This is a genomic window from Myxococcus guangdongensis (assembly GCF_024198255.1).
Classification (GTDB): domain Bacteria; phylum Myxococcota; class Myxococcia; order Myxococcales; family Myxococcaceae; genus Myxococcus; species Myxococcus guangdongensis.
On record NZ_JAJVKW010000004.1, the window covers coordinates 378,232 to 404,136 of the forward strand.

Annotated in this window: 13 protein-coding genes and 1 pseudogene; 8 read left to right on the top strand and 6 right to left on the bottom strand. The window is 68.9% G+C overall.

Features of this window, described 5'->3' with window-relative positions:
- Positions 1-92 precede the first annotated feature (92 nt).
- The 6 genes from LXT21_RS14985 to LXT21_RS15010 all read left to right on the top strand — a co-directional run bounded on the left by LXT21_RS14985 (position 93) and on the right by LXT21_RS15010 (position 10,049).
- Positions 93-3,746 carry a tetratricopeptide repeat protein gene (locus LXT21_RS14985; RefSeq protein WP_254038806.1) on the top strand — a complete coding sequence of 1,218 codons (3,654 nt, stop codon included), beginning with the start codon at positions 93-95 and terminating at the stop codon, positions 3,744-3,746.
- Complete coding sequence (locus LXT21_RS14990; RefSeq protein ID WP_254038807.1) at positions 3,743-5,293, top strand: tetratricopeptide repeat protein; 1,551 nt, start codon at positions 3,743-3,745, stop codon at positions 5,291-5,293. The genes LXT21_RS14985 and LXT21_RS14990 overlap by 4 nt, the downstream gene beginning before the upstream one ends.
- Before the next feature lie 180 nt (positions 5,294-5,473).
- Entirely contained in the window at positions 5,474-5,758 is a 285-nt protein-coding gene (locus LXT21_RS14995) for a hypothetical protein (protein ID WP_254038808.1), read from the top strand.
- A 50-nt stretch (positions 5,759-5,808) separates the two neighbouring features.
- On the top strand, positions 5,809-7,890 hold the full coding sequence (locus tag LXT21_RS15000) for a TonB family protein (RefSeq protein ID WP_254038809.1): 2,082 nt from the start codon (positions 5,809-5,811) through the stop codon (positions 7,888-7,890).
- Positions 7,891-8,058: 168 nt separating this feature from the next.
- Entirely contained in the window at positions 8,059-8,661 is a 603-nt protein-coding gene (gene cglE / locus LXT21_RS15005) for an adventurous gliding motility protein CglE (RefSeq protein ID WP_254038810.1), read from the top strand.
- 188 nt (positions 8,662-8,849) lie between these two features.
- On the top strand, positions 8,850-10,049 hold the full coding sequence (locus tag LXT21_RS15010; protein WP_254038811.1) for a hypothetical protein: 1,200 nt from the start codon (positions 8,850-8,852) through the stop codon (positions 10,047-10,049).
- Positions 10,050-10,130: 81 nt separating this feature from the next.
- Here LXT21_RS15010 and typA read toward each other — a convergent pair whose 3' ends face one another.
- The 3 genes from typA to LXT21_RS15025 form a co-directional block, all read right to left on the bottom strand.
- Positions 10,131-11,978 (bottom strand): translational GTPase TypA, encoded by a 1,848-nt coding sequence (gene typA, locus LXT21_RS15015; RefSeq protein ID WP_254038812.1) that lies wholly within the window; start codon positions 11,976-11,978, stop codon positions 10,131-10,133.
- Between the two features lie 207 nt (positions 11,979-12,185).
- Complete coding sequence (locus LXT21_RS15020) at positions 12,186-13,136, bottom strand: alpha/beta fold hydrolase (protein WP_254038813.1); 951 nt, start codon at positions 13,134-13,136, stop codon at positions 12,186-12,188.
- A complete protein-coding gene (locus LXT21_RS15025) occupies positions 13,133-14,716 on the bottom strand; it encodes a sigma 54-interacting transcriptional regulator (protein WP_254038814.1) in 1,584 nt (527 codons plus the stop codon). Before LXT21_RS15025 ends, LXT21_RS15020 begins: the two co-directional genes overlap by 4 nt.
- 107 nt (positions 14,717-14,823) lie before the next feature.
- Here LXT21_RS15025 and LXT21_RS15030 point away from each other — a divergent pair, with 107 nt between their 5' ends.
- Positions 14,824-15,825: a cation diffusion facilitator family transporter gene (locus LXT21_RS15030; RefSeq protein WP_254038815.1), complete on the top strand. Its 1,002-nt coding sequence runs from the start codon at positions 14,824-14,826 to the stop codon at positions 15,823-15,825.
- 214 nt (positions 15,826-16,039) lie between these two features.
- Here LXT21_RS15030 and LXT21_RS15040 read toward each other — a convergent pair whose 3' ends face one another.
- Positions 16,040-16,795 (bottom strand): DUF5953 family protein, encoded by a 756-nt coding sequence (locus tag LXT21_RS15040; protein WP_254038816.1) that lies wholly within the window; start codon positions 16,793-16,795, stop codon positions 16,040-16,042.
- Positions 16,792-17,701: pseudogene (locus LXT21_RS15045) on the bottom strand (DUF6310 domain-containing protein). Before LXT21_RS15045 ends, LXT21_RS15040 begins: the two are co-directional and overlap by 4 nt.
- Positions 17,702-17,841: 140 nt before the next feature.
- Between LXT21_RS15045 and LXT21_RS15050 the strand changes: the two are divergent.
- Positions 17,842-18,663: a hypothetical protein gene (locus LXT21_RS15050; protein ID WP_254038817.1), complete on the top strand. Its 822-nt coding sequence runs from the start codon at positions 17,842-17,844 to the stop codon at positions 18,661-18,663.
- Here the strand turns inward: LXT21_RS15050 and LXT21_RS15055 are convergent.
- Positions 18,636-25,784 (bottom strand): RHS repeat-associated core domain-containing protein, encoded by a 7,149-nt coding sequence (locus LXT21_RS15055; RefSeq protein ID WP_254038818.1) that lies wholly within the window; start codon positions 25,782-25,784, stop codon positions 18,636-18,638. The genes LXT21_RS15050 and LXT21_RS15055 overlap by 28 nt on opposite strands.
- Between the last annotated feature and the right edge of the window lie 121 nt (positions 25,785-25,905).

Sequence of the window (25,905 nt, forward strand, 5' to 3'; positions counted from 1 at the left end):
ATTCAGGGTAGGCGCGTCTACTTTCGTTCGTCCCTCGTCGCCGGGTGAATGACTGCTCGGGGGGCGGGGCGGCGTCACAGGCGGGAGCTCGCATGAAGGTGGTGCTTCGTTTCGGTGCGCTGGCGGTGGGCGTGGCGCTCGCCACCAGCGGGGTGGGGGAGGCGGCGGAAGCGCCGGCACGCAAGGCGGCGAAGAAGCCCGCGGCTTCGGCGTCGAAGACTCCGGGCGCGGACAAGGGCAAGAAGGGCGCCCAGGCGAAGAAGGCCGAGGCGAAACCTCAGCCTCCGCCCGGCGTCGCGCCCGAGGACGTGCGGCGCGGCCCCGCGCGCGTGAAGCCCGCGACGGCCAAGTTCGCGGACATCCCGCGCATCGCGGACTCGCGAAAGTACGCGCTGGCGGACAAGAAGCGCGACGAGGCGATCGAGGCCTTCAAGCGCCTCATCCCCAAGCTCCAGGACGGCAACCAGCAGAAGGCGGAGATGCTCTACCGCCTCTCGGAGCTGTACTGGGAGAAGTCCAAGTACCTCTACCAGCTGGAGATGGACCGCTTCCTGGCGGAGGAGAAGAAGTACGACGCGGCCGTGGCGCGCGGCGAGCAGGTGGAGGCGCCCAAGCAGGACCATCGCGACAGCGAGCGCTACCGCACCGAGACGATGGGCATCTACGAGGACATCCTGCGCGGCTATCCGCAGTACCCGCAGCGCGACGAGGTCCTCTTCTCCATGGGCTACAACCTCTACGAGCTGGGCCGGCGCGAGGACGCCGTGGCCCGCTACGAGGAGCTCATCAAGGAGTTCCCGCGCTCGCAGTTCGTGCCGGACGCGTACATCCAGCTCGGCAACCACTACTTCGAGTCCAACAAGCTCATCCCCGCCAAGGCCAACTACGAGAAGGCCCGCGACTCCGGCGTCCCGAAGATCTACGCCTACGCCGTCTACAAGCTGTCCTGGTGTGACTACAACACCGGCGACTACGACGCGGGCCTGGCCAAGCTGCACGAGGTGGTGGACTACGCCGCCAAGCAGCCGGAGCTCGGAGATTTGCGCACCGAGGCGCTCAACGACCTGACGGTCTTCTACGTCCAGTTGGATCAGCCCAAGCAGGCCATCACGTACTTCCGCGAGAAGGCGCCGGCGAAGCGCCAGGGGCGGCTGCTCGCGAAGACGGCCGCGGGCCTGGTGGACGCGGGTCACTTCGACAGCGCCATCCTCCTGTACCGCACGCTCGTGGACGACGAGCCCATGGGCGCCAGCGCGCCGGAGTACCAGCAGGCCATCGTCCGCGCCTTCGAGGGCTTGAGGAACCGCCAGCAGGTCCGCAAGGAGATGAAGCGGATGGTGGACCTCTACAGCCCGGGCGGCGAGTGGTGGAAGTCCAACGAGGGCAAGGCCCCCGTGCTGCGCAACGCCTTCAACGTCACGGAAGAGGCGATGCGGGTGATGGTGACCGAGTACCACCAGGAGGCGCAGAAGACGCGCCAGGTGGAGACCTACCGGCTCGCGCGCGACATCTACAAGCAGTACGTGGACGCCTTCGCGTCGAACGCGAACCCGGAGTTCGTGGCGGACTCCGCCTTCAACCTGCGCTTCTTCTACGCGGAGATTCTCTGGGCGCTCGAGGAGTGGCAGGCCGCCGCGGCCGAGTACGACGCCGTGGTCGCCTTCCAGATTCCGGACCGTGACTCGGCGCGCGAGGTCTCCAATGAGAGCTACCGCAAGAGCGCCGCGTTCAACGCCATCCTCGCCTACGACAAGCTGGTGAAGATCGAGCGCGGGCAGCTGGCCAAGAGCGACCTCAAGGACGGCCAGAAGGTCGACGAGAAGAAGGACAAGGGCGACGTCGCGCGGCAGAAGATCGTCAAGCGCGACGCGAAGGAGAAGCAGGAGGAGGCGCTCACGAAGTTCGAGGAGCGGCTGGTCTCCGCGTGCGACGTCTACGTGAAGCTCTACCCGGGCACGCAGGATGAAATCGACCTGCGCTACCAGGCCGCCGTCATCCTCTACGACCGCAGCCACTTCGTGGACGCGGCGCGGCGCTTCGGCGAAATCATCGAGAAGTTCCCGGAGGAGCGCCGCTCGCGCGACGCCGCGGACCTGACGATGTACGTGCTGGAGAGCCGCCAGGAGTGGCTGGAGCTGTCCACGCTGTCGCGCAAGTTCCTCGAGAACAAGAAGCTGTCCAAGCCCGGCTCCGAGTTCGCCGCCCGCGTCGCCCGCGTCGTGGAGGGCAGTCACTACAAGTGGGTGGACGAGGTCGTCTACAAGCAGGAGAAGAACCCGAAGAAGGCCGCCGAGGAGTTCCTCAAGTACGTCAAGGAGTTCCCCAAGTCGGAGAACGCGGACCGCGCGCTCACCTACGCCATGTCCATCGCGCAGGAGGCGGGCGAGCTGGACCGCGGCATCGAGGCGGGCGAGCGTGTGCTGGCCGAGTACCCGCGCAGCCCCTTCGAGCTCAAGGCGCGCTACACGCTGGCGGGCCTCTACGAGAAGGTCGCCGACTACCGCAAGGCCGCGACGCTGGCCGAGTCCTTCGTCGCCAGCTACGACGCCGCGCTGAAGGCGAGCGACGCGGAGGGCAAGAAGGGCAAGGCCGCTCGCGAGAAGCCGGTGGCGAAGAAGGGCGACACGCCGGGCGCGGAGGAGGACTCGGACTCTCGCCGTTCGCAGAAGGCCGCCGAGCGCAAGGCGCTGGTCGACGAGGCGGGCGCGTGGGTGGCGGATGCCCAGTTCAACGCGGGCGTCTGGTGGGAGAGCGCCGGCGAGGCCCAGAAGGCCGTGACGGCCTACAACGCCTACGTCGCGCGCTTCCGCGACCGCAAGGACGTGCCGCAGGTGGCGTACTCCGCGGCGCTCGTCTGGGAGAAGGAGCGCAAGTGGAGCGAGGCGGCCCGCGCGTTCGGCGCCTTCGCGGAGGGTTATGGCCGCGACGCGCGCGCCACGCCCTCGCAGCTGTACCTGGCGCGCTACCACGAGCTGCTCGCGTGGCAGCAGCTCAAGAACGCCCGCGAGCAGGAGCGCGTGCAGACGGAGCTGGTGCGCGCCTGGGGGCGGCTGCCCGAGGCCACGCGCAAGGAGGACGCGACGCTCAACGCCTACGCCCACGCGCGCTTCCTGGCGCTGGAGCCGGCGTGGAAGCGCTACACGGACATCCGCTTCTCGCGCGTCACCACCATCCGTCGTGACTTGACGGCCAAGCAGCGGGAGATCCAGCGCGTGGAGAAGGAGTACCTCGCGGTGCTCTCCACGGGCTCGGGCGAGTGGGGCATCGCGGCGCTCACGCGCATCGGCCTCGCGTACGCGGACTTCGCGCGCAACATCATGGACTCGCCGGACCCCACGGGGCTCGACGAGGAGCAGCTGGGGATGTACCGCTCGGAGCTGGAGAACCTGGCGCTGCCGCTGGAGGACAAGGCCAACGAGGCGCTGGAGAAGGCGCTGGAGAAGGCCTACGAGCTGGGCATCTACAGCCCGTGGACGCTGGCCGCGCAGGACCAGGTCAACCGCTACCACCCGGGCACCTACGCCCAGGTGCGCAAGGTGGGCTACCGCACGCATGACTCGCTCGCGGCGGCGGAGCTCGCGCGAGAGCCCGGTGGCCCCTCGGGCGCGACGGCCACGCCCGCGGTGACGCCCGAGCCCGGCGCTCCCTCCATTCAGCTCCCGCCGGTGGATGGCGCGCCGAAGACGCCCCTGCCGGAGGACAGAACGCAGGCACCCACCGCCGCGGTCCAGGAGGTGCTGCCATGACCCGCGACGCGAAGAACGCCTTCACGCCTCACACCGGAATGATGCCGATGAAATGGTTCCGCTCGCTCGTCGTCGGCTCGCTGGCCTTCACGGCCGCGTGCGCGACGGGCCCCCAGACGAAGCCCACCGCCACCAGCGCGCTGCCGGAGAAGCCCACGCCCGCGGCGCCGTCGACTCCGGAGGCGGCCCCCGCGGCGCCCAAGGAGACGTCCACCATGGCCGAGCAGTTCGCGGCGGCCATCAAGTCCTACGAGGCCGGTGAGCTGGACGCCGCGCGCCAGGGCTTCGAGAAGGTGCTGGTGATGTCGCCGCAGACGCTCAACGCCCAGTTCAACCTGGGCGTCATCGCCGAGCGTCAGGGCCGCGTCGACGACGCGCGCACCGCCTACGAGAAGGTCCTGCTGCTGGACCCGGCGCACACGCCGTCCGTCGTCAACCTGGCGGGCGTGTACCGCGCGCAGGAGCGGGGCGATGACGCGATTGCCCTCTTCGAGAAGGCGCTGAAGACGCCGGGCCGCGCGCACGACGCGTCGCTGCTCAACGGGCTGTCCGCGACGTACCGGCACCTGGGCAAGCTGGACGAGTCGGAGGCCACCGCGCGCCGCGTGCTCGAGCGCAACAAGGACCACCCGGGCGCGTACAAGAACCTGGCCTACGTGGCCTACGCGCGGGAGAAGTACCGGCTGGCGGAGCTGCTCGTCGGCACCGCGCGCAAGCACGCGGAGAAGGACCCGTCGCTCTACAACCTGCTGGGCATGGTCTACCTGAAGCTGGATGAGCGCTCGCGCGCGCTGTCGCAGTTCCAGAAGGCCGTGTCGCTCGACGACAAGTACGCGCCGGCCTACGTCAACCTGGGCGCGCTGGCGCTCAGCTACCGCGACTACGCGGGCGCGGAGAAGTCCTTCACCCGCGCCACGGAGCTGGAGCCCGACTCCGCCGAGGCGCGCCTGTCGCTGGCGTGGGCGCTGGATGGACAGAAGGGGAAGGACCCGAAGAAGGGCATCGCCGCGGGAGAGACCTTCGAGAAGGTGCTCGCCCATCGCGCGGAGCTGCCCGAGGCCGTGTGCGGCGCGGGCTGGGCCTATGCCGCGGACCGCACGGGCTGGGAGCGCGCCATCGGCTTCCTGGACCGCTGCAAGACGCTGGAGTCCACGACCGAACAGGACCGGCAGATGATCACCGCCAAGGTCACGGGCCTCACCAACATGCTCAAGGCCCCGCCGCCCGAGGCCGCGACGGCCGGCGCGGAGGGCGACAAGAAGGACGAGGCCACCGGCGGCGCGGGCTCCATGCTCAACAACCTGCCGCAGGACGCGAACGCTCCGGAGGGCGCGCCCACGGAAGGTGCACCCGCCGAGGGTGCGGAAGCCGCGCCGCCGCCCGAGGACGAGCAGGCGCCCACGGGCGCGGAGGGCTCGGGCACGCAGGCCCCCGCGGGCGCGACGCCTGGCGCCAACGCCGCGCAGCAGGGGACGGACGCACAGGCGCCCACGCCCGTGCCGGCGGCTCCGACGCAGCAGGACGCGAAGCCCGCGCCTGCTCCGTAGGACGGCAGTCCCTACAGGGACGGGAGGAAGTTTTTTCCAGCCTCCGGGCCCAGGTTTGGAAGGCGGCGAGCGAGGCCCATAGGATTCAGGGACTTGGGTGTGGATCGCCTCGTGCAATGAGTCGCGGGTACCCAGCTCGGAGCCCGCTGTCACACCCGAGGAAGCAAGAGGAGGTTGGGGATGAAGCGACTGGCAGCGACGGTGACGATGATGGGCCTGCTCGCGGCGCCGGCGGTGATGGCGCAGGAGCAGTCAAAAGACTCGGTGAAGATCATCCAGGAGGAGGACCGCACGGTCTTCCGGAAGAAGACGGTGATCGACTTCACGGATGTCGCGGTGGAGGGCGAGCTGACGAAGCCGGAAGGCTCATACGTGCTCCACCGCAAGAAGACGGACTTCCAGAGTCTCATCAAGGTCCGGGAGAACTTCGACCCGGAGCTTCAGAAGTCCGTCGACAACCTCTAGCGGCGGCGGTCAGGCGTTTTCGGGAGCGGAAGGGAAGAAGGAAGAACTTCATGGCGGCGGCGAAGAACAACGGCTTGACCCTTCGAATCACGGGGCCTGATGGCTCCACGGTGGAAACCGTGTCGGAGGCGGAGAGCGTTATCGTGGGGTCGGGCGCCCAGGCGGCGGTGAAGGTTCAGGATCCGCGGGTCTCCAATCTCCACGTGATGCTCAAGGTGGACAAGGATGGTTCGGTAACGGCCATCGACCTCGGCAGCGAGGGCGGCACGGAGGTGAGCGGCCAGAAGCTGGTCATCCCCACCGCGCTCAAACCCGGGGATGTGCTGCGCGTGGGAGGCACGCGGGTGGAGGTCCTCTTCGGAGGCGCCGACGAACCCGAGCGCCTTGCACCCGCGGGCGCGAAGGTGGCGGGACCGCGCTTCCAGGGCTCGTTCCAGGGCTCGGTGACGCAGCGGACACCCACGCCTCCGCCCGTGAACCGCACGGTGCCGGAGGTGGTGACACCTCCGTCGGCGGCGGGCGGCAACACACGCGGCGGCTTCGTCTTCACGAATCCGCGTCCTCCTCCCTCGGCGAACGTCGGCGGCCTGCGCACCGAGCGCGTGGCTCCGCCCGGCCTCAACCGCGTGGGACCTCCGCCCCCGCCGCCCATGGCGCGCGAGGAGCAGCGGCCCACGCCCCGGGTGGACACGCCTCCGGTCGCGGTGGCCCCGCGTCGCGCGGTGCTGCCTCACCTGCAGGAGCAGCTGCCGCCCGAGGCGATGCCCACGGCGCGGGAGAAGGTGCTCCAGGTGTCCATGCTGTGGGGCGACACCCTGTTGCAGGTGCAGCACTTCAAGGACGGCGTCCCCGTCACCATCGGCGAGGGGAAGAAGAACTTCTTCCACGTCTTCGCGCCGACGGTGGGCAAGCGCCACGAGCTGGTCATCAGCCGGGGTGACGTGCTGGAGGTGCACGCGCCGCAGGGCACGGGCGTCATCGTCACCGAGCGCGGCAACGTGAAGTCGAAGGACACGCTGCGCTCCGCGGGCCTGCTGACGGGCACGCCCGAGGACACGGAGCAGGTCTTCAAGCTGGGCCTGCATGACCGCGTGGAGGTGTCGTTCGGCACGGTGGCCTTCGTGGCCCGGTACGTGAAGCCGTCGCCGGCCATCGCGGCCACTTCGTTGGCGGAGGCGGACTACACGTTCTTCAAGATCGTCAGCATCTGCCTGCTCGCGGGAGCGGCGGTGGTGGCGGCCATGGCGCTCACGCCCCGCTCGGAGCAGGCGCCGGCCAACGACATCTTCGAGTCCCAGCAGCGCGTGGCGAAGTTCCTCATCACCCCGGAGAAGAAGCTCGAGCAGAAGAAGCTCCAGCTGTCCGGCGTGGAGGAGGGCGCGAAGGCGAAGGACGAGGAGGGCAAGTTCGGCAAGGAGGAGGCCAAGCAGGCCGAGGCCGCTCCGTCCAAGCCCGGCACGCCCGTGGTGGACAAGACGAAGAAGGAGAAGGACCGCCAGGTGGTGGGCAAGGTCGGTCTGCTCGGCGCGTTCAAGGGCCTGAAGGGTGGGGCCTCGGACGTGTTCGGCCCCGGCGGCTTCGGCACCGGCCTCAACAACGCGCTGGGCGGCCTCAAGGGCGGCGCGGCGATGGGTGACGCCCAGGGCGTGGGTGGCCTGGGCTCGCGTGGCTCCGGCACCGGCGGTGGCGGCACGGCCATGGGCATCGGCGGCCTGGGCACCAAGGGCGAGGGACGCGGCGCGGGAGGCTCGGGCGGCATCGACCTGGGCGGCCGTGGCAAGTCCATCACCAAGGTCATCCCCGGCAAGACGACGGTGGTGGGCGGCCTGGACAAGGATGTCATCGCCAAGGTCATCCGGCGCCACCAGAATGAGATCAAGTACTGCTACGAGTCGGAGCTGAACAAGGACCCGAGCCTCGCGGGCAAGGTGGCGGTGGCCTTCACCATCGACCCGGCGGGCATGGTGTCCGATGCGACGGTCTCCGAGTCGACGCTGGGCAACTCCCGCGCGGAGCAGTGCATGATCTCCCGCATCCGTCGCTGGAAGTTCCCGGAGCCCAAGGGCGGCGGCGTGGTGGCGGTGACGTACCCGTGGATGTTCTCGCCGGCGGGCTCCGAGGGCGAGGGGTAGTCGCGGGTGTAACGGCTCGGGACGGCGCTGACCGTCCCTCCAAGTGGCGTGGACGGAACGGTCCACGCCATTTTCATTCCCGCCCCTCATTGCCGGAACGAGGGGGGCGTCATTAACGTCCGTCGCCGCTTCCGGTTGGACCGGGAGGGCACCGCGTGGGGAGGACCCGTGAAGAAGTCCCAGCTCGTTGCCGCGCTCGCCTTGTTGTCGTCTCCGGCCCTCGCGGCCACGCCGCCGGAGGGAGTGGAGTTCCAGCCGCGCCGCGGCTTCTACACCGACACCAACGTCGGCGTGTTCTTCACCGTGGGCGGTGAGAACGCGTACTCGAACGCTCAGACGTACCTGCAGCTCGGCATCGGCTACGACCTGACGGAGCGAATCTCCCTGGGTGCCCACTTCGGCATGGGCTCGTCCGCGCAGAACTGCTTCGCGGGCTACCTTCCCGGCACGGAGACGTGCGCGCTGTCCGACAACTTCACCATGCAGTTCCTGGACATCTCGGCTGCGTACCACGTGCCGCTGATGAACCGGCTGTACCTGACGCCCAAGCTGGTTGCGGGCTACACGCGCATGGACCCGGCGCCGGTGGACCCCGACAAGGGAGACCCGGGCCGCGCCGTCAGCTCGCCCAACGCGGGCGTGGGCGTGGGCCTGGAGTACGCCACGGGCATGGACCACTTCTCCGTCGGCGCGGACCTGCTGGCGCGCTACGTCATCGGCCCCAACATCACGTCCTTCGCCATCTTCCCGAAGGTGAAGTACACGTTCTGAGCGCGGGCCGAGGGCCTCGCGGGAAGATACGTCGAGGCCGTCGTTGTCCCGGCATGTCCCCTGGAAGGTCCCTGCCTCCGCGCTGGCCGACGCGGGGGCTCGTGCTGTGGTCGATGTGCCTGGTGCTGGGCGTCCTGTGGGGACTGTCCTCGCGTAGGGCGACCTCCCGGCCCCCGGGGCCGCTCCCCGTGTCTCTCGCGGTGTCCCCGGGCTGTGAGGGCCTGGTGGTGGACCCGCGCCCCTCGCGTCATCCCGCGTCGTCGTGGCGTCCGTGTGGCGACGGCTGCCAGGAGCTGGCACCAGCTCCGGGCTCGGGGCACCGGTACTTCGCGCTCTTCGGCGCGGCTCGCGATGGGGCGCGGATGCTGGGCTACTCCCAGGTTCGCGACGCCTCGGTCGAGCTGCGCGTGGAGGACCTCACGCGGGGACAGGTCCTGTTCCTCGCCCGTGTGCGCGAGGGGACGAAGGGCTGTGACCTGCGGCTGCGGGACTTGAGCACGGACCGGGCGTTGTTCGAGGGCAACGCCATCGACGGACGCATGCATCCGCGAAGCCTCATCGGCGTGTCGTTCGAGGACGCGAGTGCTTCGGTCCGGGTGTGGTCCCGACCGGAGGGCGCGAGTCCCCTGGAGGCCGTCCTCGGGCCCGGAGGGATGGCGAGCACCACGACGCGTCGCCGGGTCTGGAGCGCGCGCTGGGAGGCCGACAGCGAGCCCGTGGAGGCGTGGAGCGCGCCGGACCGGAGCGTGGTGGCGGCGCACCTGACGGTGGGCGGCGACGCGCTGCTCTTCAGCGCGCTGGACGAGGGGCGCGCGTCGCTGTGGTCCTGGAGGGAAGGGGAGCCCGCGCGGCCGCTCGTGCTGCCCCCGGCGGGGAGTGGCGCGGCCTGCCCCCGGACGGATGGTGAGCACCTGGTCTGGTTCCAGGGCCAGGGCTACGACGCCGAGCGCCACGCCTTCACGCGCATGGACCTGATGACCTCACCGCTCGTCCACCACGCGGAGGACCTGCGTCCCAGGCGTCTGCGCTCCTCGCGACAGGACTTCCTCACGGACGTCTCCGCCGTCGTGGGGGGAGGCCACGCGCTGCACCTGGAGACACGGCGAGGGGAGTCGCGAGGGACGTTGGTCCTCACTCGCCTCGCGGATGGCGCCACGTGGCACCTCCCGCCCAGAGCTGGCTTCCACTGGGGCGCGCCGCTCTACGTGGACGCGGAGGAGCTCGCGGTGGTCGAGGACGCGCCGGAGCGGGCCTTCGCCACGGGCGCGCTGGGGCCCGGCGAGGCGTGGACGGTGGTGCGCCGCACGGTGTCCTCGCTGGGGCCGCCAGACGTCGAGCCGTGGACGCCGTTGGGCACGGATGCGTCGTGCAGCGCCGCGTCCGACTGAATGCCCTCGCGAACACGAAGGGCCCGCTCCCAGGAAGGAACGGGCCCTCGGTGCTACACCGGCCTGGGGCCGGCGTCGGGACTACTCCGCGTCGGCCGCGCGCTCCTCACGCTTGCGGTCGCGCTCGGCGCGGTAGCGCTCGCCCACGGCCAGCGCCTTCTTGCGCATGCGCACGGACTTGGGCGTCACCTCGACCAGCTCGTCGTCGGCGATCCACTCCAGGGCCTTCTCCAGCCCCATCTCGCGGGGCGGGACGAGGATGACGTTCTCGTCGCGGCCAGCGGCGCGGATGTTGGTGAGCTTCTTCTCGCGGCAGCAGTTGACGTTCAGCTCGGACGGGTGCGCGTGCTCGCCGATGATCATCCCCTCGTACACGGTGATGCCGGCGGGGACGAACAGGTAGCCGCGCTCCTGGATGCTGAACAGCGCGTAGGGCACGGTGTCGCCCAGGCGGTCCGAGACGATGGCGCCGTTCTGCCGCTTCGGGATGTAGCCGAACCACGGCTCGAAGCCGTCGAACTGGCTGCTCATGATGCCCTCACCACGCGTAATCGTGAGGAACTCCGAGCGGAACCCGATGAGGCCACGGGCCGGGATGCGGAACTGGAGGCGGGTGCGGCCCGAGCCCAGCGGGGCCATGTCCGCCATGCGGCCCTTGCGAGGCCCCATGCGCTCCGTCACCACGCCGACGCTGGTCTCCGGCACGTCGCAGAACACCAGCTCCATCGGCTCGTGCAGCACGCCATCGATGGTCTTGGTGATCGGCTCCGGGTTGGAGGCGGTCAGCTCGTAGCCCTCGCGGCGCATGTTCTCGATGATGACGGCCAGCGCGAGCTCGCCGCGGCCGACGACGCGGAACGCGTCCGGCGTCTCCGTGTCCTCCACGCGCACGGCCACGTTGCGGTAGGCCTCGCGGTACAGGCGCTCACGCAGGTTGCGCGAGGTGACGAACTTGCCTTCCTTGCCCGCCAGCGGCCCGTCGTTGACCTTGAAGATCATCATCATCGTGGGCTCATCCACGGTGATGCGCGGCAGCGCCACGGGCTTCTCCGGGTCGCCGAACGTGTCGCCGATTGACACGTCCTCGATGCCGGCGATGGAGACGATCTCTCCCGGACCCGCGTCCTGGATCTCCACGCGCTTCAGGCCGGAGAAGCCGAACAGCTTGACGATTTTGCCAGGCTCGACCTTGCCCCCCTCGCGCACGACGGAGATGGGCATGTTGGGCGTGAAGCGACCTGCCTGCACGCGGCCCACCGCGAGACGGCCGACATAGTCGTCGTAGTCGAGGTTCGCCACGAGCAGCTGCGGCGTCTTCTCGTCCGAGGCCGGCGGGGGCGGGATGTGCTTGATGATGGCGTCGTACAGCGGCTCCAGCGTCGTGCCGGGCACCTCCAGCGACGTCGACGCCTGACCCCTGCGGGCCACGGTGTACAGGACGGGCATCTCCAGCTGCTTATCGTCCGCGCCCAGGTCGATGTAGAGCGAGTAGACCTGATCGAGCACTTCGGGCGCGCGCGCGTCCTGACGGTCGATCTTGTTGATGACCAGCACCGTCTTCAGGCCCATCGCCAGAGCCTTGCTGAGCACGAAGCGCGTCTGGGGCAGGGGACCTTCGGCGGCGTCCACCAGCAGGATGACGCCATCGACGAGGCGCAGACCGCGCTCCACCTCACCACCGAAGTCGGCGTGACCCGGGGTGTCGATGATGTTGATCTGCATGCCCTTGTAGGAGACCGCGGTGTTCTTCGCGAGAATGGTGATGCCCTTCTCGCGCTCGAGGTCGTTGGAGTCCATCACCCGTTCGGCGACGTGCTCGTTGCTACGGAAGGTGCCCGCCTGCCGCAGCAGGTGATCGACGAGCGTGGTCTTGCCATGGTCAACGTGGGCGACGATGGCGACGTTACGGATGTTTTCGCGAGGAATCATACGAACCAAACTGAGGTGAATGGCGGGGGGGAAGCCGCGTTGTGGTCAGGTCTCCCGATCCCCACCGGAACCCGGAAGGCGGGGGCTTATATGCCGTGAGTGCGGCTCCTGCAATGAGTGCGGATGCCCACCGGGCGTTCAGTCAGGGGGTACATCCCGTCTGAACGCCTAAGCGCCGGGTATCCGGGGCCTCTTGTCACCCCGGTGTCACTCGCCAGGGCCTGTTGGCGAGGAATTCCGACCCTGGACGCTGCCCGGGGGGCTGGGGTGGGAGGGCCCGCCCAGCCGCTCCCGGAGGAAGCGCTCGACCCGGACCTCGACCAGCCCCGGAGCCTCCAGGGGGGCGGTGTGGGTGCCGTCGGGGATGAGGACCAGCTCGGCCTCGGGGATGCGGGAGGCCATCTTCCGGGACAGCCACCCGGGGGTGAACTTGTCCCGCCCGCCGGCCACCACGAGCGAGGGCACGTCCACATGCAGCAGGTGGTCCCACGCGCTGTGCTCGGCCAGCGAGTCCAGCGTGCGCACGAACACCACCGGGTCCATGCGGGCCAGGTGCTCGAAGTAGGGGGCCAGATCATTGCGGGCGATGCGCTCGCGGTTCATCTCCAGGGAGATGGCCAGCTGCACCGCCAGCTCCGTGCGCAGGGCCGCGTGGATGAGGCGCGCGGACTGCTCGGGGAAGCGCTCCACCACCCGGCGCAGGGCGGGGAAGAGCTTCTTGAGCACGTCGGAGTCGTGGAAGGTGTCGAGCGGGTTGCCGTAGCTGCCGCAGATGAGCACCAGCCCCGCGACGCGGCTCGCGTAGCGGCGGTGGAACTCCAGCGCCACCTGCACGCCCATGGAGTGCCCGAAGAGCACGGCCCTCTCCATCCCCGCCGCGTCCATCACCCGCTGTAAATCGTCGCAGGTGTAGAGCATGCCGATGCGCTCGCGGTCCTCGGGGATGCCCGAGCGGCCATGCCCGCGGTAGTGCCAGCGCAGCACGCGGTGGCGCCGCGACAGGTACGGGGCCAGGTACTTCCAGGCGAACCCGTCGCAGCCCAGGCCGTCGCACAGGACCACGCCCGGCTCTCCGTCGCCGGTGACCTGGTAGTACAGGTCCGCGCCGTCGGGGACGCGCAGGAAGTCCTGATGGAAGTAGACGGCCTCCGCGCTCACGCCTCCACCTCGGCCTCGTCGTCCTCGGGCAGGCCCCGGTCCAACCCGTAGCGGGCGATCTTCAGGATGAGGTTGGAGCGGCTGATGCCCAGCTCGCGCGCCAGCCGGCTCTTGTTGTTGCGCGTGCGCAAGAGGCCCTGGTGGATCATCTCCCGCTCCAGCGCCTCCACCGCCTCGTGCAGCCGGCCGTGGGCGCGCGGGGGGATGAAGGGGCCGCCGCCGGGCACCACCGCGTCGCGGATGCGGCTGGAGAGCAGCTCCGCGGGGAGCATCTCCAGGTCTCCGCCGAGCACGAGCAGCCGTTCGATCTCGTTCTCCAGCTCGCGGATGTTCCCCGGCCACGCGTAGGCGCCCAGGATGGCGAGCGCCTCCGAGGCCAGGCCGCGCGTGCGCTGGCCCTCGCGGTGGTGCTTGCGCAGGAAGTGGTCGATGAGGACGGGCAAATCGTCCCGGCGCTCGCGCAGCGGGGGCAGCTGCACGCGGATGACGTTGATGCGGTAGTAGAGGTCCTCGCGGAACTCGCCGCGCTTGACCAGCTCGCCCAGGTCCTTGTGCGTGGCGGCCACGACGCGGACGTTGACCTCCTTGTGGTGCGTGCCGCCCACGGGGAGGAAGGTGCCCTCCTGGAGCACGCGCAGCAGCTTCACCTGGAGGGCGGGGGACATGTCGCCCACCTCGTCGAGGAAGAACGTTCCGCCGTCGGCGACCTCGAACAGGCCCTTCTTGTCGCGCAGCGCGCCGGTGAAGGCGCCGCGCGTGTGGCCGAAGAGGGCGCTCTCCAGCAGGTTGTCGTTGAAGGCCGAGCAGTTCTGCACCACGAAGGGCTGGTCCTTGCGCGGGCCGTTGTGGTGGATGGCGCGGGCGACCAGCTCCTTGCCGGTGCCCGACTCGCCGTTGATGAGCACGGTGGAGTCGGAGTTGGCCACCTTCTCCATCAACCGGAAGACCTCCATCATCGGCCCCGAGCGGCCGATGATCTTCTCGAACCGGTAGCGCTCCTGCACCTCGGGGGACGGCAGGGGCAGCTGCTCCTCGCGCCGGGCCAGCTCCGACTCGTGGTTGGCGATCTCCAGCGCGGCGAACTCGAGCAGGTCGGACAGCTTCGCCAGCTCCGCGCCGTCGAGCACGGGGACGCGCTCATCGGCGCGGTCCAGGTCGGAGAAGGGCGGGGCGAACTGGAGCAGGCGCGAGCGCAGCACCTCCACCTCGCGCGCGTTGAGCAACTGGCGGGAGAAGCCCTCGACGAAGAGGCAGCCGGCGTACTCGTTGTCGACGTAGAGCGGGGCCCCCACGATGCTGAAGTTGAGGTGGCAGTCGTGGAAGAGCGAGCGGCGCATCTTCTTGTTCCCGCGGAACTTCTCGTGGAGCACGCGCACGGACTGGCTGCAGCGGCGCAGGCCCTCCCTGGAGAACAGGGCGATGCGACAGAACGGGTTGGGAGGCGGGGAGATGTCCCCCCGCTGCCACTCATGCACCACGCCGTGGCGATCCGCGAAGGAGAGCTCCATCTGCCACCACTTGCGGATGACATCTCTCAGCATGATGATGGTGTGCAGGCCCTGGTGCTTCTCGAAGTCCATCCCTACCTCCGTCCGGCCCCGCGCTCCGGGGAGGGACCGGGCCGTCGGAATCGCGTTTCCCCCCTCTCTTACCCCAGGACTCGGCTGTATCCTCACTTCTCTCTCCCGTGACTACCTCCACTCACACACGCGGCGGGGCGGGGCATGGGCATGACCACGACCACGGGCATGACCACGGCCATGGGCATCACCACCATGGGCACGGGCATGGGCACGGTCCCAAGCGTGGTGGGTTGGCGGAGGAGCGGCGCAAGGATCGTCGTCGGCTCATCTTCGCGCTGGTGCTGACGGCGACCATCGCGTTGGCGGAGGCGGTGGGGGGCTGGCTGACGCACTCGTTGGCCCTCATGTCGGACGCGGGTCACATGTTGACGGACGTGTCCGCGCTGGGCCTGAGCCTGGTGGCGCTCTGGTTCGCGGGCAAGCCGGCGGACGTGAAGAAGACGTACGGCTACTACCGGATGGAGATTCTGAGCGCGCTGCTCAACGGCGTGCTGCTGCTGGGCATCACCGGGTTCATTCTCTACGAGGCGTGGGAGCGCTTCCACTCGCCGCAAGCGGTGGACGTGAAGCCGATGGCGGTGGTGGCCACGGTGGGGTTGATCGCGAACCTGGGGGCGCTGGGGTTTTTGCATCGCACACACTCGATGAACGTCCGTGGCGCATTTCTTCACGTGCTGGGGGACACGTTGTCCTCGGTGGGCGTGTTGATTGGCGCGGGCATCATGGCGTTGACGGGGTGGTTCGTGGTGGACCCCATCATCTCCGCGGTCATCTCGGTGGTCATCGTGGTGGGGGCGGTGCGGCTGGTGCGCGACGCGGTGGACGTGCTGATGGAGGCGGTGCCCGCGCACGTGGACATGCCGCAGCTGCGCGAGTTGATGCTGCGTGTGCCCGGAGTGACGGCGGTGCACGACCTGCACGTGTGGACCATCTCCAGCGGCGTGTACGCGCTGTCCGCGCACCTGGTGGTGCTGGACCCGATGGTCTGCAACAACGACGAGATTCTGTCGGCGGTGAAGCACGACCTGTACGACAAGTTCGGCATCGACCACACCACCATCCAGATCGAGAGCGAGACCTACGCCCATCTGGGTGAGGTGCACTGAGGGCAGGTCCGGCGCTCATGAGCGCGAAGGCAACTGGATGCCATGACAGACCAGGTTGATGACGCGTGCGTCAGCCTCCTGTGTCTGGACGGTACGGGGGACGGGTCGATGCATCACACAGGTGGCGGCTGCCTGGCTTGCTGAGGCGTCCCTCGTGCGGTGTGAACTGGCTTCATTTCCGAATCCTCAGTTGAGATCGCCACCAAGGGAGAAATCAAGGAGCGATGCGTCCGCCGATCCGCAGAAACCGAGCATAGGTTCGGAGCAGCGCGTCCAGGTGGTCGGGCTTGTCCAAATCGAGCGGCGTGTCCGTGAGCTGCACGACCCATCCGCCCGATGCCGTGCGCCGCGCTCGTGAGAGCAGGTCTGCGTCGCGGGCGGGGTCAGGAAATCCGAGCGCTTTCGCGGCATCGGCGGACCAGTAGTTCACCCACGCGAGGAAGTAGGGAATCTCAGGGGCGGGGAACTTCTCGGGCATGTTGAGCATGGGCAGCCCACGGGGGGGCTGTGGGAGGCCATCCGCCGAGCGGCGAAGCTGCTGCGCGACCTCCGCGCCATAACCATACCTCGACGCCTGTCCCCAGAACGCGTGAGCTCCTTCCGCCACGGCTTCAAGCACGGTCGCCGCTGCCGCGAGCACATGATCGTCCAGTGGCATTTCCACGTGGACTTCGAACTGCGGCTGTCCGCCTGGGCTGAAGCGTCCCGAACGTTCCCTCCCAAAAACCGTCACGGGACGACGCTCGTCCCCGTTGCACACGATAGGGAATTCCCCGTCCTCGATACTGTCGATGAGCCATGCGTCGCGCTGTGGCAATGGGATGGGACGCCCGCTGTCAGAGAGACGCCACCTGAGCTGCAAGGAGGGGAGCGCCTTCTCCATTCGATGAAGGATGTCGACTGGGCGAGCGTCTTTGCCCACGAGGGCGGGTGCGTAGACGATGAGCGTGAGGGCATTTCGCCGAGTCATCGTTTGCACCCCGTGACGACGACATTCAGTGAGAAGTCCGCTTCGAGCAGCGCTTCTCGATGCTCCTGGGTGCTCACTCCGATGATGAAGTCATAGCCACACGCCACGGCTGTATCCCGCTCCTTGTTGATCTGCTTGAGCTCCTTCTGGAGCTCCATCCGCTGGACGAAGGAACTGTACTCATCGAATCGATGGGTCTTGATCTCCCACAGCGCGCGCGCCGGCTTGCAGCGCATCGAAGCGAATCCCGCCCACGCGCACGTCCATGCCGGGATAACGGTTGGGAGGAACCTTGTCGGCACACTCGTTATGCGGGCCATCTTTGGAGGCGCGCGGTACCGGGACGGGCTTGCAGTCCGGGCGGCGCTCTCGCTCCCATGGATCTGGAGTCACCGGCGGCTGCCAGTCCTGCCCCGAGGGCTCGGGCTTCGGCTTGCGTTGTGGTTCAGCTTCCCGGGAGGACGTCTTCGTCTCGCGTGAGGTCCCTGCTGCCTCGGGATAGGTGTGGCGGAGCGCATAGGCCTCCAGAGCCTCCTCGATGACAAACCCGACCACCACCACACCCAGCACGACGACCGCGCCCACGGCAATCTCTGGAGCGGCCAGGATGCAGAGCCCGACGCCCATGGCGGCGGCGGCAGTGGATGCGACCGCGCATCTCCCCGTGGTGTCGCGGTACTCGATGCGGTCGTGGTCAAGGGTCCGGTAGCACCGCTCCACCAGGACCGGCCAAGGCTGAGATGCCTCGTGGACGACGCACCGCCCGTCGTCAGCCCAGGGCAGCTTCGCCGCCCGCTCGAGGTTGGTGCGTCGTTGGCTCCGCGTCCCGGAGGTGTCGGGGGTGGGGGGCGACGCGGCGCATGCAGACAGGAAGAGTAGGAGCGCGATGCGGGCGCGGAAACGCATGGCCCCATCCTCGCCGCTAGGAGTGGCCTCGGCAATCAGCACGGAGGTGCCTGCGATTCGCACCCCTAAAGAGGCAGGGACCACCCCGGAGTGCCCCACCCCGAGTCAGCCCAGTGGCAGCCCTGCCTGTCGAGGCGGCCATGCATCAGAGTCGCCGCATGCTCAACGTAGGCGCCCTCGTGCTCGCCGCAGTGCTCACCGCCTCGCCCACGAACAAGGCCGACGTAGACCTGGATGGTGACGGCACGCACGAGCGCCTCACGTTCGATGTAACGAAGCCCGGCGCCTTCCGACTCTCCGCGGGCACGGCCGTCACCGAAGGCGAGCTGCCCGGAGTGCGCGGCGTCACCGTGTTGGACCTCGACAGCAGCGACACGCAACGCGAGGTGCTCGTCCACGGCGAAGCATGCTTCTGCCTCTTCCGCCATGACGGGACCGCGCTTCAGGATGTGCCGCTGCCTCCCGGAGCACCGAGTGCCTCCGGCAATGGCATCCTCCTGTGCGACGTCCCCATGTCCGACGGCTGGGCCCGCTGCGACAAATACCTCTACGACGCGAAGCAGCCGGGCTCCACCGAGGTTCCGCAGGAACTCTACGCCGTGGGCCGCGTCCCTCCCTCCTCCGGGTTGGGTGTCGCTCCAGCAGACGCCCGGGAGCAAGGACGTCGTCACCCTGGCCGGACCCGAGAAGACTCTCTCCATGCCTTCAAGCCAGACCCAGCGGAGCGTGACGGCGGCTGGTGCCTCGCGGGACTCGCGAGCAAATCCGAAGACGCGCTCGGCTGGATTCTCGCACGGGAGCTCCGGAAGAAGGTGAGCGTCGACGACGGCGCGATGCTCGGGGCCATCGCTCCGTGGCAGACGGGCTCTGCGCCGGTAGGCGTTGAGCCCGCAAGGGGCCGCCCGGTCACGAAACCCGGGCGGCCCCCACCCACTCAATGCGTCCGCATCAGCATGACCTGATCGAAGCGCTTCCAACCCATCTCCAGCAGATGGGGGTTCTGGCCATCGAAGAAGAAGGCCTTGCCCTGGAAGTTGATGACGTTGAAGGCATGCCCGCTGCCTGGCTTGCCCTTGAACCCCGCGATCACGATGCCGCGACTGCTCGGTCCCCAGCCCACCACCATCTTCTGGATGGCGCCCTTTCCCGTCAGGGACAGGAAGGCTCCGCCGAACTCCGCCTCCAGGACGGTGGAAGGGAGGGCCCGATGCGGCTCCGCGACCGTGGGCCTCCCCGCGAGGGTGTGCTCGACAGCGGCCGTCGTGCTCGTGCAGTTCGTCGTGCAGGGCTGCGCCTGGACCTTGTCGGCGCCCTTGAAGCGCAGGTACTGCCTGAAATCCTCCACAGTGACCTTGGGCGCCGGGACGAACGCGCTCGGGTTCAGGGACATGATCGACCCGATGATTCCGGTGATGGAACCCCACATGTATGCGCTGCTGTTGCCTCCGGACGTGATTCCCCAGGTCTTGCGCATGTGCTCGGTGCAGCCCGGACACCAGAAGATGATGGAGTCACCGACTCCCTGCCCGAAGCTCGACAGCTCGTCGTAGAACGCGTTCTCCATGGCGGAGATCTGCTTCGCGCCCTCCGTCGTGTTGGCGAGCTGGTCCGCCACCTGTCCGACGGTGAACCCGCGCGCGGCGAGCGAGTCGTAGTCGAACGACGAGCCCGCCCAGATGCCCGTCATGAGCTGGGCGGACATCTTCAGGACCACCCCGGAGGGCGTCTGGGGCCCCGTGGGCGCCTGGGTGAAGGACGCAACCGAGGACGGAACACGGGACGTCGAAGCCGGGGCCGCGGAGCCTCCGGAGGCGCCCATGCTGGGGAGGTAAAGGCTCGGGTCGTTGATGGCGCTGGGGCCTCCACCGCCGCCGGGCTGGCCGGGGAAGCCGCCTCCGCCGCCCTGGCATTCCTTCCCGATGCAGCCCGCGTCCAGACCGGAGGGATCCGACCTGTTCACCGGGTCGTTCATCGAGAACCCATAGGCGTTCGTGGTGGCCGCGGTGCGTGGGACGACGAGCGGATCCCTGCTCAGGAAGCGGCCGATGACCGGGTCATAGAGCCGCGCGCCCAGGTGGGACAGTCCCAGTCCTTCCAATGACTCACCGCCGTTCCACTGGTCGCTCGAGTAGAGCCGCGTGCCCGGATACCCCTCGACGCCGTTGGACCTCGACTCTCCGAAGGGCGAGTACTCCACGTCCTGGACGAACCGCCCCTGGCCGTCCACGGAGTAGCGCGCGCCGCGCAGCTCTCCGAACGGGAAGACCCACTCCTGCTTCATTCCACGACGGGAGGCGATGATGCCGCCCGGCCCGGGGATGTGGCGCGTGAGGATTTGAAGCGGCTTGCCGTTGATGACCTGCTCCTTGAGCTCCAGCAGGTCGCCGAACCCCCACGTGTGCCGCGCGTCCTTGTCGGGGGACACGAGGTTCATCTCCCGCAGGACGTTCAGGGCTCCGTAGCGGAAGGTGGCCGAGGCGCTGGGGTTGGAGTTGACGACGCTGCGCACGTTGCCCGAGGGGAAGAACTCGAGCGTCCGTTTCCCCACGCGCAGGGGCTGGCGGATGATGTTGCCGACGCTGTCATGGACGACGTTGCACGCGGTGCCGCCCAGGCCGCCGTTGCCGTAGCCGACGCGGCAGAGCCTGTCCCTGTCCCCGGTGGAGGCGTAGCTCATCGCCGCGTCAGCCGTGCTCAGCGCGTCGGTCTGCGCGAGCAGGTTGCCCAGGGCGTCGTAGCTGAAGCTCCAATCGGCCAGGGGCGTGGTGCCCAGGTATCGCTTGGAGGTCGCGAGCCGCCCCAGCGCATCGTAGGTGGTGTTCACCTTCACGTAGGTACTGGCGCCATCGACCACCTCCGAGCGTCCGCGCTCCCGGCCCAGCAGGTCGCGCGTGGTGATGTAGGTCGCCCGTGAACCCTGGCTGGTCGCGACCGTGGCGCCGAGCGGCAGCCTGCGGCCCGTGGTGGCGAACTCTCCGATGAACTCCGCGACACCGCCATGGACGGACCCGAGCACCCGGCCGGACGCGTCGATGTTCGTGGCCAGGTAGAGCTCCCTGCTGCCCTTGTCGTCCTGGAACTTGATGTACGTGGGGCGCTGGGCGGTGTCGTACGCGTACCAGACGGTCTCCTCGGCGTAGCCGGTGTCGGGCAGGTAGCGCGTGAGCGTGTCCAGCGCACCGTCCGCGCGCTGCACGGTCTTCTCGATGTAGGGCGTGCCGGTCTCGTCCGTGTAGACATACGCGTTCGGCCGGCCATGGGCGTCGTAGCTGTAGAAGACCTCACCGAGCTTGGACGTGGTGCGCGCCAGCCGGCCCAACACGTTCGTCGGGGTGACGAGCGACGTGGGGCTGGCGCCGACGTCGTAGAAGTAGTCGTGGGCGGTCTCCACGTCCTGCACGCCCTGGATGCGGTCCTCGGTGTGCGTGACGCGGCCGAGCGCATCGTATTGCGTCACCCGCGCGCGCGCGCCCGTGGGCGTGGCCACGGACTCGGTCCAGGAGACGTTCGTCAGCTCGCCCCAGGTGTCGTACTGCAGCGTCTTGACGGCGGTGTCGGCCTCCTGCCACGTGAGCTGCTGGCCGAACGAGTCATACGTCCACGACGTGCTCACGGGGCCGGTGAGACCCACCGGGTCCAGGTAGCGCGTCATGCCCGTCATGTGCCCCAGCTTGTCGAAGGTGAAGGTGGTGTGCTCCAGCGGCGTGCCGGCCTGCGTCGTCGTGCGAGACAGCAGCCGGCCCGCACCCGTCAGCGTGGCGGTGCGCACCACGTTCAGCTGCGGCGACGTGGTGGAGTAGGAGGCGGCGTCGCGGACGCTCACCTGCTCCTGGTGGTTCACGATGGTGCGCGAGTAGCAGAGCGGCAGGCGCTCGGTGGCCGCGTCCGGCGTGGTGGTGTAGGCCTGCGGGCCGATGCCCTGGATGGAGCACGATGGCGTGCCGTCCTGGTTGAAGTAGTGGCTGATGCCGTAGGCGGTGGCGGCGCCCTGGGAGGCCGGGTAGGGGTCCGCCTCGAACACCACGCGGCCCAGGCCGTCATACGTCCGGGCGCCGCTGATCATCACCTCAGTGCCGTAGTCACTGCCCAGCGCGGACTCGGTGCGGCGAGTCCGCGCCAGCTCGTCGAGGAAGGTGATTCGCACGTGGCCGGCGGTGCCGTCCTCTCCGCCCGGCTTGACGGGGTCGCTGAAGCCCTTCTCCACCACGCGGCGGCCCAGCGGGTCCACACCGGTGAAGCCCAGATAGGCCCGGGTGGACAACACGCCCAGCGGCTCGTTCGGAGGTTGGACCAGGGTGCGCACCAGTCGCCCGTAGCCGTCCACCTCGAACACCTCGCGCGTCTGGTTGGGCTCCGTCACGGCGGTGACTTCGGCCGTGAGCGGGTCGAGCTCGGACGTGGTGGAGAACGTCGGCAGGCCGGTCGCCTCCACGCGCATCTCCGTCACGCCCAGGCCGAACTCGTCGCGGAAGAGCTTCACGGTGCGCACGGCGCCGTCCTCGCGCACGCGCTGGACGGAGGCGAGGTTGCCGGCGGAGTCGTAGCCGGCGGTGTACTCGAGCACCGAGTCGAGCACCGTGCCCGAGGCGTTGCGCCGGTCCCTGCGGTGCGTGGTGACGTGACCCACGGAGACGCTGCCCGCCGGCAGCCCGTCATACGTCCAGGACTCGGAGGCATACGTCACGAAGGGCGTCTTGTCGCACGTCCAGACGCGCCGGCTCATGGGCGCCAGCAGCACCCGGGGAGCCATGCCCGTGCTGGTGGGCGTGGCGTAGAGCGTCTCCTGGCAGAGGTCGTCGTCCGCGCGATGGATGTCATTGGAGTGTTTGACATTGAGGACCCTGCCCAGGTCGTCCACGGTCGTCACCTCGGAGCGCGTGGCCACGTGGGCGGTGGACGGAGCCGGGGTGCCGCGCCAGGCGTCGGTGGTGCGCGTGTATTGGAAGCCCCGCGCGCGGCAGGTGTCGAAGGCGGTCGCGGAGCCGAGGACTTGAAGTGTCGAGGCATGGAAGTCGAGCGGGAAGGCCATCTCCATGCAGTCCAGGGGCGTCTGGGTGCCGCCAGCGGGGGCGGGCTCCTCGAAGAGCTTCGCGCCCCACTCGGTATGCGTCGCCTTCAGTCTGCGGGCATAGGTGGAGAGGTCCACGGCCAGCAGTGTCCAGGGGTCCAGGCTGGCGCTGGTGACGGTGGTGACGTCGCGCGCCCGGCCGGCCTGGAGATAGCGCGCGAAGCGCACGAGCTTGGACGTGTTGTCGAACGCGGGCAGCGGGTACGTGTCCGTGATGGTGCCCACGCCCTCGCTCTTGCCTTGGACGGTGACGGTGGACAGGGCCACCGAGCGCTGGTAGCCGGGCAGGCCGAAGCTGTGGAGCGCGGAGTCGTAGACGAGCTCCGCGCCGCCATGGGCATAGCGTGTCTCCGACAGCGTGCCTCCCAGGCCCCGACTGCCCACCGTGGACACGGAGGACACGACAATCTCCGGGAAGGGGACCTGGTGCTTCGTGGTGCCGTCCTCCTTGGCGGAGCGGTAGCCCACGGTGGTGAGCGCGCCGTAGCCGTTGTCCACCTGGATGATGCGCCCGGCCTCGGGCTTGCCGGGACGCGTGCCACCGGAGAGCTCGTAGACGTCCAGGGTGGCGCCGTTGAGTCGCACCACCTCCGGCTTGCCGTCGCCGTTGAGGTCATACAGACCGCCCACGGTGAGGGACGTCAGGCCATCGCAGCGCTCCGTCTGGAGGGAGAGGGCGAAGCTCGAGCCCGCCACGTCGATGTCGACCGCGGGAGCGAAGCCCGCGCCCGTGCCCACCGCCACCGTCCATGACAGGGTGGCGCTCGAGACGTAGTCCGGGATGCCGTCGCCCGTCACGTCTCGCAGCCCCGTGGTCATCCGGGAGGTGAAGGGCGTGGCGGGAGGTGCATCCGGATTCGGCTCGGTGCAGATGCGCTCCTGGGAGTTCTCCTGCACGGAGAGGTAGCCGGGAGCGGGCAGGGTGAGGGTGACGTTGGAGAAGCCGCTGCCGGTGCCCAGGGACACGGTGGCGTTCTCGACGCGGTCGAGCAGACCATCGCCGTTGACGTCCTCGAGGCCGCAGATGACTCGCTGCGAGTGCTGGTTCGTGGCCCACTGCGAGACGCCGCAGGCGCCCTGGGTGAGGGTGACGGCGGAGGAGAAGACAGGGGTGCCTTCGTCGATGAACAGACCTCGGTGGTTGTAGACGGCCCGCACCTCGTTCGAGGCGTCGTCGCGGGGCCGCACCTTGATGTGGAAGTCGCCGTAGACGACCTGTCCGCCGAAGCTGCCCGCGTAGGCCGGCCGTGGCACCACCGTCTCCACGGGGGAGGAGTTGAAGACGAGGTCCGGGAAGCCGTCACCGTTGACGTCCTTCACCTCCCACTCGGTGAAGGTGATCTCCGGGGTCGAGGCGGCCACGGTGCCCAGGACGACGGGGCCGCAGCTCGAGCCCGTGTGGGGAGACCACTGCAGCGTCTGGTCGTTCCACACGAAGCACTGGCGCGTCGTGCGTTCGCGACTGCTGTAGCGGCTGGACAGGGGCAGGTGTCCACTGGGCAGGGAGTGGCCCAGGCCGATGAGCAGGTCGCGCACCGCGGTGATGGAGTACGAGCGACGCAGCCACGTCACCCCCGAGGCGCCCGTGCCCGGCGTGTTGATGTAGATGACCCAGTGGCCCGGCATCTCCGCGGCGTCCACCATGTCGATGCGGCCGTCGCCGTTGACGTCCATGGCCTGGCGCCACACGCGGTCCTTGTTGATGGCGCCGACGTCGTTGGGGAAGCGCACCGCGGTGGCGGCGCGGGACTCGAAGGGGCCCGAGGAGAAGGTGGTGTCCTGGAGCTGGGCGTTGATGGTGCCCAGGGTGGTGGCGCCCGCAGCGTTGGGCCGGTTGTGGGCGACCCAGAGCTTGCCGTTCTTGTTGTAGACGAGGTCGGGCAGGCCATCGCCGGTGACGTCGGTGAGGCTCTGCCGGGTGGTGGAGCCGATCTCCGAGCCGGGCGGGGAGAAGGTGTCATCGCGGCCGGTGCTGGAGAGCCGCGTGGCGTCGGCGCCAGCGGGCATGGGGATGGAGGCCGTCTTCGCGTAGGTGAGCCGGCCGTTGGTGGTGGCGCTGCCGTAGGTGTACGAGGCGATGGGCAACGCGATGGACTGCTCGGGCGTGCCCTGGCGGCCCTGCATCGTCACGGCGTCCAGGCGGGGGTGTTGCGTGTCCGGGTCAATCCCATACGCGAAGGTATAGGTGCGCAGCTTCTCGGGGAGGCTGGCGCAGGTGGCTCGGCTGGAGACGTCCAGGGTGTTCAGGGTGCGAGCGCGCGTCAGCACGCGGTCTCCCAACAAGGACAGCGACATGACCGCGCCGGGCCAGCCGTGGTTCAGGGTGACTTCGTTCTTGAAGCAGTCGCCGGACGGGTGCTGGTTGTAGAGGAGCTGTCGCAGGTCGATGGTCAACCCGAGGCTCCCGCCGGGAACGGGCGTGCGGGAGATGCTGTAGTGGAGCTGGACGGCGGTGTTGCCCGGGCCGGTGATGGACGTGAGCAGCCAGAGGCCGGTCCCCTCCAGACCGCTCAACGCGGTGAAGGTCCAGGTGCGGCCATCGCCGTCGTGCATCACCCAGGTGTTTCCTTGTTCCTGGAGGAGCAGGTCGGGCGCGTTGTACCGGGGCAGCCAGTGCACCCCCTGCGGCGGCCCCGCGGAGACCTGTCGAGGGACCAGGTCCATCACCTGCCCCTGGAGGAAGAGGGTGACCTGCTCGCGGCCGGCGAGGACGGTGCTCGACACCTGTGGCTTGCGGTGGGCGAACGTCATGTCGCGGCGGATGTATGAGAGCGGGATGTCCCAGCCCAGGCCCACCGCGCCCACGCCCCGGGTGCCGGAGTTGATGGAGATGGGCACGGGGAGGCCGCCGCGTGAGGCGGGCAGCTCCAATGGAATGGAGGCGGAGTAGCCGCCGGAGGCGTTGACCGCGCCGGGCGAGGTGCCCGTGTCGGAGGTGCGGCCGCCGTAGTGGCCACCGGTGGGCGCCAACTGCGCCGCGCTCGGACGTGACCACAATCCCAAGAACAGACCCATGGCCAATCCCAGCCAAGGGCTCGAGGACTTCCTCATCATGTCTGTACCCCCTCAGGTACGGTGCTGCTCGTTCGCCGTGGACCGGCGACCCCTGAGGGATGAGTACAGCAGTCCCCGATTA

What these genes read in the sequence shown, in the direction of transcription:
- LXT21_RS14985 (WP_254038806.1), top strand. Translation starts at nt 93, where the DNA reads ATGAAGGTGGTGCTTCGTTTCGGTGCGCTGGCGGTGGGCGTGGCGCTC.
- LXT21_RS14990 (WP_254038807.1), top strand. Translation starts at nt 3,743, where the DNA reads ATGACCCGCGACGCGAAGAACGCCTTCACGCCTCACACCGGAATGATG.
- LXT21_RS14995 (WP_254038808.1), top strand. Translation starts at nt 5,474, where the DNA reads ATGAAGCGACTGGCAGCGACGGTGACGATGATGGGCCTGCTCGCGGCG.
- LXT21_RS15000 (WP_254038809.1), top strand. Translation starts at nt 5,809, where the DNA reads ATGGCGGCGGCGAAGAACAACGGCTTGACCCTTCGAATCACGGGGCCT.
- typA (WP_254038812.1), bottom strand. Translation starts at nt 11,978, where the DNA reads ATGATTCCTCGCGAAAACATCCGTAACGTCGCCATCGTCGCCCACGTT.
- LXT21_RS15025 (WP_254038814.1), bottom strand. Translation starts at nt 14,716, where the DNA reads ATGGACTTCGAGAAGCACCAGGGCCTGCACACCATCATCATGCTGAGA.
- LXT21_RS15040 (WP_254038816.1), bottom strand. Translation starts at nt 16,795, where the DNA reads ATGACTCGGCGAAATGCCCTCACGCTCATCGTCTACGCACCCGCCCTC.
- LXT21_RS15050 (WP_254038817.1), top strand. Translation starts at nt 17,842, where the DNA reads ATGCATCAGAGTCGCCGCATGCTCAACGTAGGCGCCCTCGTGCTCGCC.
- LXT21_RS15055 (WP_254038818.1), bottom strand. Translation starts at nt 25,784, where the DNA reads ATGGGTCTGTTCTTGGGATTGTGGTCACGTCCGAGCGCGGCGCAGTTG.